This is a genomic window from Idiomarina fontislapidosi, assembly GCF_003226255.1.
GTDB lineage: Bacteria > Pseudomonadota > Gammaproteobacteria > Enterobacterales > Alteromonadaceae > Idiomarina > Idiomarina fontislapidosi.
On the sequence record NZ_QJST01000003.1, the window covers coordinates 135,440 to 152,527 of the forward strand.

The window sequence follows — 17,088 nt, forward strand, 5'->3', positions numbered from 1 at the left end:
TCTTCGCACTATCTTAAGCGTAAATCATTTACTAATATGGGACATGCTCACGTCACAAGCTTCTATTAAACGGAATAAATATGCAAGATAAATTGGAAACACGTTCGTTTTTGCTCATGCTGCTAGCAGTGAGTGTTGCATTTGCGCTGATACTAAAGCCGTTTTGGGCATCAATTTTTTGGGCTTGTGCGGTGGCAGTCATCTTTTACCCACTTCAAATACGGCTAAAGCGGATGCTCGGGCGTCGTAGTAATCGAGCAGCATTGTTAACATTACTTGTTGCGACCGTTATTGTCGTGATTCCAGTCCTTGCGGTTGCCTATTCCTTTATCCAAGAGGGCGTGCAACTCTATCAAAGGTTATCCTCTGGTGACGTAAGTATCGCGCAAGTCGTGGACAAAATTGAGAAGGGGCTTCCATTCCTACCCGATATATTAGCACGACTCGGAATCGATATAGAATCGCTTCCCCAGCGTATTTCTGACTGGGCGATGAGCGCCAGCCAGTTTTTTGCGCAGGAAGCGTTAGTGGTAGGGCAGAATACCTTTGGGTTTGTGATGAACCTAGGTCTGATGCTGTATCTGACGTTTTTCTTACTGCGTGATGGTAATAAGTTAATCCGTTTGATGGTGCGAGCGCTTCCGTTAGGTGATGAGCGCGAGCATCAATTGTTTAAGAAGTTTGCTGAGGTTACGCGGGCAACCGTAAAAGGCAATATTGTTGTTGCTATGGTGCAAGGCGCGCTCGGCGGGATTATTTTTGCATTGTTGGGTATTCCAGCGCCCGTATTATGGGGAGTCGTGATGGCCTTTTTATCACTTATCCCTGCCATCGGCGCCGGAATTGTGTGGTTACCTGTCTCAGTATACTTGTTAGCGACGGGCGCCATTTTTGATGGTGTTGTGTTGGTGCTTTACGGTGTCATTATTATCGGGCTTGCAGATAATGTGTTGCGCCCATTACTCGTAGGACGAGATACTAAATTGCCTGACTATATCGTGCTATTCTCAACGCTCGGCGGATTGAGCTTGTTTGGGATTACAGGATTCGTCATAGGGCCGCTGATTGCAGCCCTGTTTTTAGCGTTTTGGGATATGTTCACAAACGAATTTAATGTGGGTTCTTAGACAAACGGGCGTTGGTAACCACCCTCAATACCCTCCTTGCTGAGCACCCATTGCCAGAGTTGGATGTCGCGGGCGCGGAACGCGCCCGCACAGGAAAGTAAGTAATATTTCCACATACGATAAAATGACTTTTCGTAATTATCTTGTAGCTGGGGCCAAGCGTCATCGAAGTTTTTAAACCAACCCATTAATGTGCGGTCATAATCAGCACCGAAATTGTGCAGGTCCTCGCAAACAAAACGCTCTTCAAGCGCGCTCCCTATTTGCGCAATTGAAGGGATTTCACCGTTTGGAAAAATATAGCGACTAATCCACGGGTCAGCGGCCGTATCCGATACGTTCTTGCCGATGGTATGTAACAGAAACAGCCCATCATCTTTTAAGCAGCGTCGAGCGACCTCCATGTAGTCCTCATAATTTTTCTGACCGACATGCTCGAACATGCCCAAGCTAATGATGCGATCGAAAGGTTCATCTAAATCACGGTAATCCTGCAGGCGAAACTCCACAGGCAGATCTTTGCATCGCTCTTCGCCTAACCGTACTTGTTCCTTTGATATCGTCACACCGACACATTCGACGCCAAAGTTTGCGGCGGCATACTGCATAAAACTACCCCAGCCGCAGCCTATATCGAGTATCCTCATGCCTGGCTTGAGCTGAAGTTTCTGACAACTGAGTTCTAACTTGTCGCGTTGTGCCTCATCGAGGTTGTCGGCGTTACGCCAATAGCCGCAGGTGTATACCATGCGTTCATCAAGCATGGCTTGGTATAGGTTATTACCGATATCGTAGTGTTTCTGTCCGACTTCCCATGCGCGCTTATCGTCCTGCAGGTTGAACAGCCGGCTTTTCAGCGAGTGGAAGATCAGGCGAGCAGGATTGACTTCATCTTGCACGCCCGAGCGAAGCAAGCGGTGGAAAAACTGATCTAAGCGCTCAGCGTCCCATAACCCTGCCATGTAAGCTTCGCCCAACCCCAAGTTGCCACGCGACAACACTTGGTCAAAAACGCTGTCATCGTGAACTTGCATATCCCATGGGTGGGAACCATTAATCTGAATGCCGGCTCTATTAAGTAGTTCGTTACAGTATTCTTTTGATGATGCCATGAGACTTAACCCTTTCGTATTAAGTATTTCTTAACTTAACAATGGAGTAGGCCACAGGCAAACGCTATTCGTTAACGCTTTGTTGAGCCAGTGAACTCAGGGTACGCCTCGATACCACACTCACTGATATCACCGCCCAGGTACTCTTGTTCTTCACTGACACGAATGCCAATTGTGACTTTCAACAGATACCAAATAGCGAGACTCGTGATAAAAGTCCAGCCAAAAATACTACCAGCACCTAACAATTGTGTTGACCAAGTAGCGTTCGAGTCAGTAAACGGAACTAACATCAAGCCATATAAACCTACTACACCGTGTACGGATAAGGCACCCACTGGATCATCGATTCGCAGTCGGTCGAGCGTGATGATCGAGATAACCACCAGCAACCCGGCGATAAAACCAAACACCGCTGCGTGTATCGGATCCGGTGTAAGAGGCTGCGCAGTAATGGCCACTAAACCCGCCAATACGCCATTAACAATCATTGTTAAATCTGCTTTACGCCAAATAAATACAGTCATCAATAAAGCGCCCACGGCGCCTGCCGCCGCAGCCGTGTTGGTGTTGACAAATACTCGCGCGACAGCGTTGGCATTGTCGATATCGTGGATGGCGAGTTGAGAGCCTCCGTTGAATCCAAACCAGCCAAACCAAAGAATTAAAGTGCCCAAAGCGGCGAGTGGCATATTAGCGCCTGGAATCGCGGTAGGTTTGCCATTTTTATATTTGCCCAAGCGCGGTCCAAGCAGTAAAACGCCTGCAAGTGCGGCCGCTGCGCCTGCCATGTGCACGATCCCTGAACCGGCGAAATCAACAAACCCGGCCTCGGCGAGGAAACCGCCGCCCCAGCTCCAGCTTCCTTGATAGGGATAAATAACAGCGGACAACACAACCGCAAATATGAAGAACGCGAGTAGCTTCATGCGTTCTGCAACAGCACCGGAAACAATCGACATTGCTGTGGCAACAAAAACACTTTGAAAGAAAAAGTCGGCATCGTCGGCAAAACTATCGGAGCCGCCAGCGCCATACATCAGGTTATAACCAACAATTAGGTAGGCAATACACGCCAAAGCGAACAGCACGATATTTTTGGTTAAGATCTCAGTGGTATTCTTGCTGCGCACGAGACCAGCCTCAAGCATTGCAAAGCCAGCTGCCATCCACATGACAAACGCGCCTGACAACAGGATATAGAGTGTATTTAACGCGTATTCGGTGCTTGCGAGTGAAGTAGAATCCATCACATGTTCTCCTTAATTAAAGGGCTTCTTGATCGACTTCACCGGTACGGATGCGTACGCAGTGCTCGAGATGAGTGACAAAAATTTTCCCGTCACCAATGTTGCCGGTGTGAGCTGCTTCAGAAATGACCTCAACAGCGCGCTCGAGTTGGTCATCGCTGACGGCGAGCTCAAGCCTAATTTTAGGTAGAAAGTCGACGCGATATTCGGCGCCGCGATACAGTTCAGTATGACCTTTTTGCCGTCCAAAACCGCGTACTTCGGCAATCGTCATTCCGGTACAGCCGATATCGGCTAACGCTTGACGCACATCGTCCAATTTGAACGGCTTAATTAATGCAGTAATCATTTTCATAGCCAGCACTCCGTTAATGTAGATGAAATGTTAATTCACAAACCGTGCCAAATATAAAACGTATATAAAACAATTGGTTACATAATCTATTGATAGGTGCGCTCAGCAAACAGGCGTAACTGTGGTGCAATCGCACCTCTAGAGTGCAGTAAATCCAATGCAAATAGAGTTGAACCGAATTTACTCAGCAGGGATACTGCATACTATGCAATAACGAAGTAGAGGACTGTATAAATGTTGGTAGGTCAACGCACGAGTGATCTCGTCGGGCAAACGGATTTGCTGAGAGTGCACTCACTGTCTGAACTGAGTGGTAGTAACATCTACTTAAAATGTGAGTTTCAGAACCCCGGTGGCTCAATAAAGGATCGCGCTGCCAAGCAACTGATTGAAGATGCAATGGAACGCGGCGAGCTCAAACCTGGCATGACAGTCGTCGAGGGCACTGCCGGTAATACCGGAATCGGCTTAGCGCTGGTGGCGAAGTCGTTTGGACTGAATATGTTGGCGGTTATGCCAAATGATCAGTCGCCTGAGAAAGAGCGCATGATTGCACTGCATGGTGGTCAATTAAAGACTGTTGACCCTGTGCCGTTTAAAAACCCGAACCACTTTTATCATACAGCGCGTCGAATTGCCGAAGAACGCGACGACTGCTGGTGGGCTAATCAGTTTGAAAATACCAGTAATGCGCGTGCCCATTACCTGCACACCGGCCCTGAGATTTGGCAACAGCTTAATGGCAATATTGATACCTTTGTTTCGGTTGCGGGCACTGGCGGCACCATTGGCGGTAATAGCCGCTACCTAAAAGAGCAAAACCCTAATATCGATGTATGGCTTGCTGACCCCGATGGTTCTGGGATTTTTGAGTTCTTAAGAACTGGCGAGTATGTGTCTAATGGCAGCTCAATGACCGAAGGGATCGGCATTATGCGCTTGGTGGATAACTTTAGACAGGCGCGTATTGACCATGCTGTTAATTTGCCAGATCAGGACCTGATTAGTATTTCTCGCTATGTACGCGAGCAAGATGGTCTCGTACTTGGCAGTAGCTCAGCACTTAATTTGGCAGCGGCTTTTGCCGCCGCTTTAAATGGACAGCCTGGACGGAATATTGTGACGTTTGCCTGCGACCTGGGTGAACGGTCTGCGAGTAAGCTTTACAACAATGATTACTTAAAGCAAAAAGGTCTCGCTGTCGAACCGGAGCCTATTGACCAACTAGCGGCGCGATATAAGCAGCTCGGTGAACGGCTGATAGCTGTTAACTGGTCGGGAGATAATTCATGAAGTGGACATTGGGTGTCGCAGTAGGGGCATTAGCTTGGTCATTAACAACCTGGGCGCAGGCCGATAACTCGACAGAACAGCTCGCTGTTGAGCCTATTAAATTACCGACTTTTATTGATATTGCGCACCGTGGTGCTTCGGGTTATTTACCCGAGCACTCGCAGGCGGCAACCGTTATGGCCTATGCGTTGGGTGCCGACTATATCGAGCAGGATATTCAGTTGAGTCGCGACGGCAAAGCGGTGGTTTTGCACGATGTGCAACTTGATGCAATTAGCAATGTGAAAGAGGTGTTTCCCGAGCGGCACCGTCCGGATGGAAGTTACTATGTGGTCGATTTTACTTTGAATCACTTAAAGCAACTGAAGCTGACGTCGCGAAAAGAGAGTGACGGACAACCGCGTTACCCAGAACGATTTCAAAATGACCAAGTCGAATTTAAGATACAAACCCTGGCCGAATCATTGAATCTGATTCAAGAACTGAATCGAGTGCGAGGCGAGGACACCGGTGTGTACATCGAAGTGAAAGCGGCTCGGTGGTATCGCGATCAGGATTACGATCCATTAGCGGTTGTAATGAACGTGCTCAATAAAAATGGTTACTCCGATAAGCAACAGGCGACACCTATTTATTTACAGTCATTTGATCCCGAGACGTTGCGTCGCGTAAAGCGTGAATTTCACTGTGATTTCCCATTGGTTCAGTTGATTGCTGACAATTCGTGGGCTGAAACGCCGGTTGATTATGATGCGCTGAGAACTTATGCGGGAATGGAATCTTTGACATCCTATGCGGATCACGTTGGATTGTGGCTAGGGCATGTATTGAAAGGAGTTAAAGACGGACAGCCCGAGTGGACCGACGTACTTGATAATGCCAAGAAAGTCGGTCTTAAAGTTCACGTTTATACGCTGAGAGCTGATCAATTGCCTGAAGGCGTCGAGTCGCTCAAGCAATTACGTGGTTGGCTTAAGGAAGCCGGTGTTGAGGGTGTCTTCAGCGACTTTCCGGATCAAAAGTAAGGCGCATTTTTAATCCGTCGGTACCATCATCGTAGTAACCGGCAAGCACATCAATGGTTTCAAAGCCAAAGGATTGGTAGAGTTGGATAGCGTGTTTGTTGTCCAACTTGACTTCCAGTGATAGTCCATGACGACCTTGCTGACGCTGTGTCTCGATGACGTCCTTCACTAAGCGTTTAGCGACCCCTTGACCGCGGAACGCGGGCGCGACGGCAATGGAGTAAATACGTGCATATCGACTGTTTCGCCGTGTCAGAATAACCACATAGCCGGCAAGCTGCTGGGTGTGGTCCTTTGCCAGCAACATCTGAGCTGCGGGGCTGCGAAGCAGACGATTAAAGTTACGCCGACTGATGCGAGAATAGTCAAACACCTGATTTTCGAGCTCGACCAGCGCGTTGATATCATCGCGCTGGCAGGGTTGTATGCTGAGATTGCTATCAGTATTCATCCAACCGACGTCCGAAATCAGCCATAATTAATCGGTAGAGCTCGTAGCCTAACAACTTATCTTCGACGCCGGATTCAATTGACGGGTTGTCATTGATTTCAATAATGACGGGACCCTTTTGTGTCATCTTGACGTCTACACCATACAGCCCATCACCGATGAGCTTGGTTGCCTGCAGCGCGAGCTTAACGACTTCCTTGGGGGCTTGATGCACACCATAGGTTTCAAATGAACCACTCTTAGCGCGACTGGATTCACTGTGGTTATAGATTTGCCAGTGATTACGTGCCATAAAGTATTGGCAAGCATAAATAGGGCGGTTGTTGAGTACGCCAATACGCCAGTCGAAATCTGTCTTTAAAAACTCTTGCGCCAGTAAGATGGTAGATTGCTCAAACAATCGCGCTGCAGCTGCTCTGAACTCATCTTCGTTTTCAACTTTTTCAACACCAATCGAGAATGAGCCATCAGGAATCTTAAGCACAACAGGATAACCCAGTTGTTCACCGAGCTCTTTGTAATCGATATCGGACTGAAGCAGCAACAGCTCAGTTTTCGGTGTAGCGACCTGATGTTTGTCTAATAACTCTTTCAAAAAGACCTTATTAGCGCACTTAACAATAGAGTCAGGATGGTCAATGACGACCATACCGTTTGCTTCTGCTTTTTTGGCAAAATGGTACGTGTAGTGACTAATTTTAGTTGTTTCACGAATAAACAACGCATCAAACTCAAGCAGACGGTTAAAGTCATCCGCGGTAATAAGTTCAGCTTCAATATCGCACTCTTTGGCCGCTTTAATAAATAGGCTTAATGCTTTTTTATCGCTTGTCGGAATGGCTTCGTCTGGGTTGTAGAGGATAGCCAAATCGTAACGATACTCTTTTTTAGCACGGGCCTTTCGCCAAACACGTTTATTAAACAAATCCAATGACTCACCAAACAGGGTTTGTTCATCATCGGTTAAGTCAGCAAGACGACCGGCACTGAGGGACTGGATCAGCCAACGGTCGTTCTCTTTGACGAAATGAATATTAATAATTGGGCACGGGTAACGATCAAAGAGTTGTCTTGCCAAGTGTTTTAACGGTTCAATAGCAGTCTGTCCAAAGCACACGACGAGTTGAAGAGAGCTATCCGTCTGCTTGGTAAGAAATTTATTTGCTGCTTTATCGACCGGGTTCGCTAATAATTGGTAATGATTAAAGTTGTTAAGATCATTAATCGTGTTTACCGAAGGCAGCACGCGCTGACCACGCGCTTCAGCAAGCAAACTGACGTAATAACCTGTCGATAGGTAACTTAAGTCATCGCACAAATTGAGAATATGGCTTTTACTCGCCGCAGGAGTTTGCAGATATTCGTGAGCCGTAAGCAAAGACTGGCTCGGATAGTAGGGCTGCCAATCACTTATGTCATTGATAATTAATTGAACTTGTTGTTGCATTAGTGGGTATATCTCTTTTATGAAAAGCTTTTATAAAACATAACAGGTTAGTTGCTTTAGGTACGAATCAAACACTATATTAGTTGAAAATAATTCAAAAGGATGTCGCCATGCTTACGTTATTAGCGCGAATACTTAAAGCGCTAAACTCAGAAACCAGCGCACGCTCTCTGGCTATTGCCGTCGTGCTCGGAATGTTTCTAGGGTTAACGCCATTATTGCGTGTTCATAACTTAATTATCTTACTCGCAGCTTTGATTTTCCGAGTCAATTTGTCACTGTTTTTAGTCTCGTTTGCAGTGTTTTCAGGTGTCGCTTACTTACTCGACCCAATGTTCCACAGCTTTGGCGAATCTATACTTAGAGCCGATAGTTGGCAAGCAATTTATGAGGCCGTTTACGCAACAGCGATTGGGCGTGTTTCGCTGTTTTACCACACCATCACTATCGGTAGTTTTGTCTTTAGTTTGATTGTGAGCCCGATCGTCTGGGGCACGGCCTACTACATCGTCATTAATTACCGTAAACGCATCCAGGCCACATTCAATAAACTTAAAATCGTGCGTGTCCTCAAGGGAAGTCGGTTGTGGCAAGTGTATTCAGATTTAAGAGGTTGATATGAGTAAAAGTATCATTAGGTGGCCTGGACTGGGCGCGTTCTTTATTGTGATAGGAACCTTGTTCCTATTATCTTGGTTGTTTTTAGACACCATTTTAAAATTTACCTTTGAACAGACGCTGGGCCGGCTGAACGGAGCGGAAGTCAACGTCGCGAACGTTTCACATGAGTGGTCGCCGATGCGGCTCACACTGACTGATGTGCAAATCACCGATCCGAATCAGCCAGAGCTGAACCGTGTGCAAGCTGACCGTATTAGTGGTGACGTCAGTGTGAGTGAGCTCATCTTAGGTCGTGTGCTAATGGAACAGCTGGATATCACGGGAGTGAGACTGGCCCAAAAACGTGAGTCGCCGGGCGATGTTTATGTCTCGATAGATAAGGACCAAGTAAAGACATGGGCTTCTGACGGATGGGCGTCGTTGCAAACGAAATTGCCTTCGACGGATGAAATCGTTGCGCAAGTTGGTTTGCAAACCGAGGAGGTTATCGCAACCGCTAAACAAAAGGTAAAGCAACAAGAAGAAGCGTTTAAACAGGCACGCGATCAACTCCCCAAGAAAGAGAAAATTGAGCAGTACAAGCAGCAAATAGAGCAGCTGACATCGGGGAAAATTGAAGGTTTGGGTGATATTGCCGAACGCAAGCAGCAATTGGATGAACTTAAAAAGCAAATTCGCCAAGATAAAGAAGCGGTTGCGCAGTTTAAAGAAGAGCTTGAGCAAAGCATCGATACGGTGCAGACGCAATTAAGCGAGGTGAAGGCGGCTCCCGGTAATGATATCGATCGTATTCGCTCGTTCTTTCAGCTTAACGAAACCGGTCTACAAAACATCACGGGCCTACTGCTAGGCGAGGAAGCTAAGAAGTGGAGTCACTATGTTTTACTCGCTTACGAACAGATCGCGCCAATGCTAGCGCGTGCTGATGACACGCAAACAATTGAGAAAGCGCGTGGGATGGGCGAAAACATAAGTTTTGCGGAACAAGATGCTGCACCTGAGCTATTGATTAAAAACGCACGTACCGAAATTCTTATTGCCGATACCCAAGTCGATGTGAATTGGGAAAATATTACCTATCAACATGATTTGCTCGGACAAGCAACCACCTATCAAGCGCGCGCCGACAACGCGTCTCTGTGGCGTTCGTTTAATCTCAATGGTGAGCTTTCGCTGTTACCCAGTGGCATTGATGCGAAGCAGCAGTGGCAGTTGAAAGGAGCCCAGTTAAGCAATATCGGCTTGGTAAGCAATAATGAGATCGTGGCTTCATTAGTTTCGTCGGTACTGGATAGCGACGGTTCGGTGCGGGTCAAAGGTAATGCGTTAGAAGGCTCAGCACTGATTAAATTACTTGATCTTAATGTCGATGCCTCAGGCACCAGTAAGATTACTAATGCCATTGCAGATGCGCTTGGACAGCTGAATCGTCTGGATGTGAACACGGCGGTGGGCGGCAGCATTGTGAGCCCTGATTTGTCGTTTAACTCTGACCTAGATGACCAGTTAGGTGAAATGCTCTCGCAAGCAGCGTTGGGCGAAGCGTCAGAGAAACTGCAGGCTATCAAGCAAGATTTGATGGCCAAAGTGAATGAGCAGATGGGTGATGAAGAGGCGTTCCTTGGTCAGTTGGGCGACTGGCAAGGCCAGTCGGATAACTTAGATAAGCAGCTCGAGGAGCTGCTTAAGTCGAAGATAGAAGACTCTTTAAAAGATAAACTCAAAGGCCGCCTATTCGGCGGCTCTTAATGCTTATTGATTTAAAAATTTTGCCAGTTTATCGGCCTTCGACTGTATAGAGAAAATACCATTGAGGTGCCCCCAGGGCCCCTCAATGTATTCTAACTCCGAATCTTTCCCCATGTTGTTCAGCACACTATTTGCCTGCTCGGCCATGTAAGGCATTAGCAGCAAGTCATTGCTCGATGGTAAGAAGAGTGATTTTGCTGTTAGGTTTGCAAGCCCTTTTTCAAGGGTTTCTTGATGACCCGCGATAAATAACTGGTTTGCACGTACTAAATAAAGAATATGATTGGCGTCCGCTAACGGAGCCCGAGCGCGACTGCTGTCGAATAACCACTGAGCTGCTGGCAATTGATTGTCTACTGTATCAAGTCCAGAGTTCGGTAAAGTGGATTGAGAAGGTGCGCTTTGGTTGAAAATCTCAGGATGCATGGCGCCATGAGTTATCATCGCTTGCGCCATCGTCACGCCATTGAGTGGGGCCTCGCTATCGTAATAGTCGCCGCCACGCCAATTAGGATCCAGCTTAATCGCCTGCGACCACATTTCGAGTCCTGCAATGGTCCATGCATCCATCTTCGCGCTTCCGATGACCGAAACCATACGCTCTACCCATTCGGGATAAGTAGATGCCCACTCGATGGCTTGTAGGGAGCCCATAGAAGCACCAATCACGGCATGCAATTTACCAATGCCTTTTGATTCAAGTAGTGCTTTTTGTACGTTAACAAAATCACGGATAGTCACAACAGGAAACGTTAAACCATAAGGTTTGCCTGTTGCTGGGTTTGTGCTTGCAGGCCCAGTAGTAATTACGCTGGGAAGGTTTGGGTAGGCATTTACCAATGAATCAACGCTTACGACATAGTATTTATTGGTATCGATGGCTTTACCTGGGCCAATGATTGCGTCCCAATAACCGGGTTGCGGGTCATCGGCACTGTATTTACCGGCTGCGTGACTATTACCCGAGAAAAAATGAGTGACCAAAATGACGTTGTCTTTAGCTTCATTAAGCTCGCCATACGCTTCCCACCCGACGTGAACATCCTTGATGGTTTCACCACCTACGGTTGTGTAACTGTCCATTTGGAAGCGTTGCTTTTCGACTAACAGCGGTTCCTGCGCTTGCGTAATGGAAATAAACAAACCACAGAGCGCTATAAGGCTCAACTTGACGGTTTTTAGTTTATTCATGATGCGTTCTCCAATAAGAAGTTTTGATATTGAACTCGGAGTTCATTTTTGAGTAGCTTCCCGGTGCCGGTATGCGGCAATTGATCGACGAACAGAACGGCGTCGGGCATCCACCACCGAGCAATTTTGCCTGTGAGAAAAGTTTTAATATCGTTTTCGTCTACTGTATGACCCGTATTAGGTACAATGAGCAATAATGGTCGTTCATCCCATTTCGGGTGTTTGGCACCGATCACGCACGCCTCATTAACGGCTGGGTGTTGGCTAGCAATGTTCTCGATGTCTAAAGAACTGATCCACTCGCCACCGCTTTTAATCACATCTTTTTTGCGATCCACGACCTTCATAAAGCCTTCAGGATCGATCACTGCGATATCACCAGTCGCCAGCCAACCATTAGGAAAGCTCGTGAGATCGTCGTTGCGAAAGTACTGACTGGCAATCCAATGCCCGCGAACCTGCAGTTCACCGCGGGTTTCTCCGTCATGGGGGAGTGGTTGATTATCCGCATCCACAATGCGCGCTTCACAGCCAAAAACCGGACGTCCAGCCGTGGTTTGGATACGGTATTGTTGTTCTTTGCTACGGTTGAGAATATCGGAGGTCGGTGGTGCCGAATACACCAGCGGACCTGTTTCGGTCATTCCCCATATGGGTTGCCAGTAAACGTTGTAGGTTTGGTCGTAGGTCTTGACCAAGCCCATGGGCGATGCGGCACCGCCGACGCAGACGCGTTGTAGTGATGGCACCGATTGTTGCGTGTTTGACAAGTAGTTATGAAGCGTCAGCCAAATGGTGGGGACACCCAACCCGACGGTAACATGTTCTTGATTAATCAGTTCACTCATCACCTCGCCCGATGTACCGTCACCACTGAACACCAGTTTTGTGCCCGCCAATGGCGCTGCATAAGGCGCGCCCCACGCGGCAACGTGATACATGGTGACCATTGGCAAGAGCACCGTATTCTCATCAAGCGCTAACATATCTTTGCCCATGGTGGCTTGCGCGTGCAACACCATCGCCCGATGGGACGCGAGCACGCCTTTAGGATGCCCCGTAGTGCCAGAGGTATAGCAAAGTAATGCTGCACTGTGTTCATCAATATCGGGCCACTCAAACTGAGCCGGTTGATTGGCGATGATCGCTTCGTAGTTGTGAATATCCTTTGCTACATCGCTCAACACGTTGGGTGGCATCTGCGCTTCATCAATCATAACGACAATGCCTTTGACATTTTTTAGTGCTGGGGCAATCTGTTCAACCAGCGCTAAGAATGAAATGTCGACAAAAAGCCAAGTGCTTTCGGCGTGATTTAATATCCAAGCAATCTGATCTTCGAACAAACGTGGGTTGACGGTGTGCATAACCGCACCGATACCGCTAACTGCATAATAAAGTTCCATATGCCGATACGTGTTCCACGCCAGACTCGCGATACGCTCGCCGGGTTGAATCCCCAGCGCTTTAAGGCCATGAGCGAGCTGACAGGTGCGCTGATAGCACGTTTGGTAACCGTAGCGGTGATAGTCCCCCTCTAAACGGCGTGTGACAATTTCTGTATTTGGGTAGCGTTCGGCTGCGTAGCGCAACATATCAATGATCTGTAGCGGACGTTGCATCATGTTGCCGGTAAGTTCAGTGGTTAACATTGTAATAGCCTCTCGATTAAAACAGCATAAAGAGTGCGATAGCTAAGCTGAGTCCAATCAGCGGCACTGCAACAGTGACAGCCGCTACGGCCGGGTATGCATCTTTGTGACTTTGTTTACAAATAGCGCGGATAGTGGTTACGACATAGCCGTTGTGAGGCAATGAATCCAACGCCCCTGACGATATGGACACGATACGGTGCAGTTGTTCTGGATTAACGCCTGCATTCATGTAGTGAGGGCCGACCTCAGGCAGTGCGATTGCTTGACCGCCCGAAGCTGAGCCGGTGAGGCCCGCAATAACACTGACCGCGACCGCTGCACCAACAAGCTCGTTACCTGGCAGGCTGGTCATGGCATTGACCGCGGTATCAAATGCTGGGGTAATTTTGGCGATGCTGCCAAAACCCACCACCGCAGCAGTGTTACCAATAGCAACTAATGCGCCTGTGGTCGCGTCTGAAATGGCTAATTGTGGCTTGTAAAAGTAGTTGTAATTGATAATCGCTATGGCAATCACTCCGCCAAGTAACGCAACGATAAGCGCATTTTGTGCGAGTTGTTCATGAAACGAAAATGACAGACCCAATACAACTAACAGTGGCACTAAACTGGCTAATGGATTGGGCAATGTGCGCTCGCGAAGCACAGGATCGTGTTCTTCAGCCTCAAAGCGTTCTCCTTTAGCCACGGCACGGTTGATAATTTTGGTGAGCCACCAATAGCCAAACACGGCCATAAAGATGGCGACGACTAAGCTGACTTCCCAGGCGGCATAGGGAGAGGTGCCCAAATACTTGATGGGAATCCAGTTTTGAATTTCCGGTGAGCCTGCCGATGTCATGGTAAAGGTCACCGATCCAAATGCTAATGCTGCGGGAATAAAGCGACGTGGCAGGTTAGCGTCTTTAAATAAGCTGAGCGCCATTGGATAAACAGAGAAAGCGACGACGAACACACTGACTCCGCCGTAGGTCAAAATAGCACAGGCTAATACGACCGCTAACACCGCTTGCTTTTTGCCGAGTCGGTCAATGATCCACTTGGCGACACTGTCGGCAGCGCCAGTATCTTCCATAAACTTGCCGAACATAGAACCGAGCAAGAACATAAAAAACCAGGCGGCGACAAAGCCAGCGAATCCATCCATGTAGGCTGCTACAAAGTTAACATCCCCGGTAAACAGTGGGATGCCGCTGCATAGCGCTACGACAACAGCACAGAGTGGTGCACTGATAAAGAGGTTCATTCCTCTTAAGGTGAGTACAATGAGTAGCAGCAAACCACCCACTAATCCGATCATACTTAACATGAAATACCTCGCAACGAGTTAATAACGGGCCATGTTCTGGTCGTTGCATGACTCTATTGTGCGTCAACACCGATCGTTAACCCATAGTACTATGGTACAGATCACTTTTTTAACATTTTGCGCTAGGTTAATTAACAGCCATGATTCTGGTGCGTGATGCACAGCTAATAATTGCAATAACAATGACACTAAATGTCAGGGGAAACACCATGAACAACAAAGGATTTAAACTGTCGCTGTTAACACTGGCGATGACAGGCGTGCTTGGGAGTGCGTCGGTGTGGGCGCAGGATACCGCCGAGCAAGACGAACAACAAGCATCTGACAAACTCGAACGAATTGAAGTCACAGCGCGACGCACCAGTGAGAGTCTCCAAGAAGTGCCTGTGGCTGTCAGCGCATTTGGAGAACAAGAACTCGAACGGGACGGCATCGAAGACATTACCGAATTACAGTACAAGATGCCTAATACGACGTTTCAAGTCAGCCGAGGTACCAACTCAACCTTAACGGCATATATTCGAGGGATTGGTCAGCAGGATCCATTGTGGGGTTTTGAACCGGGTGTCGGCATCTATATTGATGATGTCTACGTCGCTCGCCCACAAGGCGCCGTGTTGGAAGTATTAGACGTACAACGCGTTGAAGTGCTGCGTGGTCCTCAGGGCACATTATATGGCAAGAACACCATCGGTGGTGCGATGAAGTACGTCACCCGCGATTTAACAGGTTACAATGAATTTGAAATTAAAGGCACGGTGGGTACTTACAATCAAACGGACCTCAAAGTCGCGGGACAAACCGCGTTGAGCAATAACTTCTATGTGGGAGGTGCATTTGCAACGCTTAATCGTGATGGTTACGGAGAGTTCGTTAATACGGGTGCTGAAAACTACAATAAAGAGCTAATGACAGGACGTTTTAATGCGCGTTGGTTAGCAAGTAAAGATATCGATGTGAAGTTTGCCGCTGATTGGACTCAAGACGACTCGAATGCGCGCGGAGGACATCGACTATTACCCTCACTGTTAAGTGACGAACCCTATCTTGAAGATGTGTTTGACGCCTATACCGCTATGCCGACAGATAACTCGGTTGAAACCGAAGGGTATTCTTTGACTGTCGATTGGGATGTGGATGCTCAGTGGGGCTTCAAGTCGATTACTGCTTACCGCGAAGGTAGCACCGATACCAATATCGACTTTGACTCGACCGTAAACCCAGTGTTGTTGGTACCCGCATACTACGATGACGACCAAACAACGCAAGAATTTCAGCTAACCTACTCGGATGATCGCTTAAACTTTATCGGTGGTCTGTATTTTTATGATGGCACAGCCTGTGGTGTCTTTGGCACCGTGTTGGGCTTGTTAAACCTAACCATTGATAACGGTGGCTGTGTTGACACCACCAGCGAAGCAGTTTTTGGTCAAGCAAGCTACAAGTTAGATGACCAGTGGTCTGTGACTGTAGGTGGACGCTATACGCGCGATGAGAAAGATGCGGACGTGTATCGCTATACTTTCGCGGGAGTGAAGTTCTTAGATCGCGGCGACTACTCGGCTGATCCTATCGTCATCAATTCAGACTTCACTACCAAAGAGGACTGGAGTAAATTTTCACCTCACGCGAGTGTGAGTTACCAAATGACACCTGACATGATGTGGTATAGCAGCTATAGCAATGGCTTTAAATCAGGTGGTGTAGACATGCGTGCCGATGTCAGTTTAAACCCCGATGCCGCGAATCCCTATGACCCTGAAATTGTTGATACCTTCGAGTTTGGTGTTAAAAGCGAGTGGCTTGATAGCCGGTTACGCTTAAATGCAGCTGTATTTTACTCGGATTATCAGGACATGCAGGTGACCGTTCAACGTGCTGTCGAAAGTGGTGGTGTTGCATCGCAAGTGTTAAATGCGGCGGACTCAACAGTGCAAGGGGTTGAGCTTGAGTCGACCTTCGCAGCAACTGAGACACTCAATTTTACTGGCTCTATTGGTTACATCGACGCAGAGTTTGACGAGGTCGCGTTTTTTAATCCACAAACTCAACAAGTTGAGGACGTTTCAGATACTTGGTCATTTGCTAATACGCCTAAACTCACGGCAAACTTGGGCTTCACCAAAGAGTTCGTGCTCGATAGCGGTTCGTTAGTGTGGTCGAGTTCGATGTCTTATCGCGATGATACCCAGATTTTTGAGGTACCGTCACCGTTGGATGAGGATGCGTATAGCCTAGCGAATACCAGCTTAGTGTGGTACTCAACCAGTGGTCAGTGGAACATCGGATTGCACGCAAAAAATGTATTCGACGAAGAATATCGCTTAGCAGGATATAACTTCGGCTCGACCTTCGGAGAGAACATTGTAACTGGATACTATGGCGATCCACGTACGGTATCTCTGACAGTCGGATATCGCTTTTAATTAGTCAGCAACCCGCAGTGACCAGTGCGAGCATCACTCGCACTGGTATCTTCCTATAAAACTGGTTAGCATGGTGG

Annotated in this window: 14 protein-coding genes; 6 read left to right on the forward strand and 8 right to left on the reverse strand. The window is 47.8% G+C overall.

Annotation, left to right across the window (positions count from 1 at the left end; genetic code table 11):
• Positions 1-80 precede the first annotated feature (80 nt).
• Complete coding sequence (locus DFP83_RS05295; protein ID WP_110573896.1) at positions 81-1,127, forward strand: AI-2E family transporter; 1,047 nt, start codon at positions 81-83, stop codon at positions 1,125-1,127.
• Here the strand turns inward: DFP83_RS05295 and cfa are convergent.
• From cfa to DFP83_RS05310, 3 genes are all read right to left on the reverse strand, one after another.
• On the reverse strand, positions 1,124-2,239 hold the full coding sequence (gene cfa / locus DFP83_RS05300; protein WP_110573898.1) for a cyclopropane fatty acyl phospholipid synthase: 1,116 nt from the start codon (positions 2,237-2,239) through the stop codon (positions 1,124-1,126). The genes DFP83_RS05295 and cfa overlap by 4 nt on opposite strands.
• Positions 2,240-2,310: 71 nt before the next feature.
• Positions 2,311-3,489: an ammonium transporter family protein gene (locus DFP83_RS05305; RefSeq protein ID WP_110573900.1), complete on the reverse strand. Its 1,179-nt coding sequence runs from the start codon at positions 3,487-3,489 to the stop codon at positions 2,311-2,313.
• Positions 3,490-3,505: 16 nt separating this feature from the next.
• Positions 3,506-3,844: a P-II family nitrogen regulator gene (locus tag DFP83_RS05310; RefSeq protein WP_006956391.1), complete on the reverse strand. Its 339-nt coding sequence runs from the start codon at positions 3,842-3,844 to the stop codon at positions 3,506-3,508.
• 234 nt (positions 3,845-4,078) lie between these two features.
• Here DFP83_RS05310 and DFP83_RS05315 point away from each other — a divergent pair, with 234 nt between their 5' ends.
• Positions 4,079-5,137 carry a cysteine synthase A gene (locus DFP83_RS05315; protein WP_110573902.1) on the forward strand — a complete coding sequence of 353 codons (1,059 nt, stop codon included), beginning with the start codon at positions 4,079-4,081 and terminating at the stop codon, positions 5,135-5,137.
• On the forward strand, positions 5,134-6,162 hold the full coding sequence (gene glpQ / locus DFP83_RS05320; RefSeq protein WP_110573904.1) for a glycerophosphodiester phosphodiesterase: 1,029 nt from the start codon (positions 5,134-5,136) through the stop codon (positions 6,160-6,162). Before DFP83_RS05315 ends, glpQ begins: the two co-directional genes overlap by 4 nt.
• Here glpQ and DFP83_RS05325 read toward each other — a convergent pair.
• Positions 6,137-6,613, reverse strand: a complete 477-nt coding sequence (locus DFP83_RS05325; protein ID WP_110573906.1) for a GNAT family N-acetyltransferase — start codon at positions 6,611-6,613, stop codon at positions 6,137-6,139. The two genes, glpQ and DFP83_RS05325, sit on opposite strands and share 26 nt — an antisense overlap.
• Positions 6,603-8,060, reverse strand: a complete 1,458-nt coding sequence (locus tag DFP83_RS05330) for a RimK family protein (protein WP_110573908.1) — start codon at positions 8,058-8,060, stop codon at positions 6,603-6,605. The genes DFP83_RS05325 and DFP83_RS05330 overlap by 11 nt, the downstream gene beginning before the upstream one ends.
• 110 nt (positions 8,061-8,170) lie before the next feature.
• Here DFP83_RS05330 and DFP83_RS05335 point away from each other — a divergent pair, with 110 nt between their 5' ends.
• Together DFP83_RS05335 and DFP83_RS05340 are read left to right on the forward strand one after the other, a co-directional pair.
• Entirely contained in the window at positions 8,171-8,677 is a 507-nt protein-coding gene (locus tag DFP83_RS05335) for a TIGR03546 family protein (RefSeq protein ID WP_110573910.1), read from the forward strand.
• 1 nt (position 8,678) lies between these two features.
• Positions 8,679-10,430, forward strand: a complete 1,752-nt coding sequence (locus DFP83_RS05340; RefSeq protein WP_110573912.1) for a TIGR03545 family protein — start codon at positions 8,679-8,681, stop codon at positions 10,428-10,430.
• Positions 10,431-10,433: 3 nt separating this feature from the next.
• Here the strand turns inward: DFP83_RS05340 and DFP83_RS05345 are convergent, their stop codons facing one another.
• From DFP83_RS05345 to DFP83_RS05355, 3 genes are read right to left on the reverse strand one after another with little or no spacing between them, the layout of a single operon-like run.
• A complete protein-coding gene (locus DFP83_RS05345) occupies positions 10,434-11,621 on the reverse strand; it encodes an E22 family MetX-like putative esterase (RefSeq protein ID WP_110573914.1) in 1,188 nt (395 codons plus the stop codon).
• Positions 11,618-13,273 carry a long-chain fatty acid--CoA ligase gene (locus DFP83_RS05350; protein WP_110573916.1) on the reverse strand — a complete coding sequence of 552 codons (1,656 nt, stop codon included), beginning with the start codon at positions 13,271-13,273 and terminating at the stop codon, positions 11,618-11,620. The genes DFP83_RS05345 and DFP83_RS05350 overlap by 4 nt, the downstream gene beginning before the upstream one ends.
• Positions 13,274-13,289: 16 nt before the next feature.
• The gene (locus DFP83_RS05355; protein ID WP_110573918.1) at positions 13,290-14,585 is read right to left on the reverse strand and encodes a GntP family permease; all 1,296 of its coding nucleotides are present in this window, start codon (positions 14,583-14,585) and stop codon (positions 13,290-13,292) included.
• A 209-nt stretch (positions 14,586-14,794) separates the two neighbouring features.
• Here DFP83_RS05355 and DFP83_RS05360 point away from each other — a divergent pair, with 209 nt between their 5' ends.
• Positions 14,795-17,011 (forward strand): TonB-dependent receptor, encoded by a 2,217-nt coding sequence (locus DFP83_RS05360; RefSeq protein ID WP_110573920.1) that lies wholly within the window; start codon positions 14,795-14,797, stop codon positions 17,009-17,011.
• The last annotated feature ends 77 nt before the right edge of the window (positions 17,012-17,088 follow it).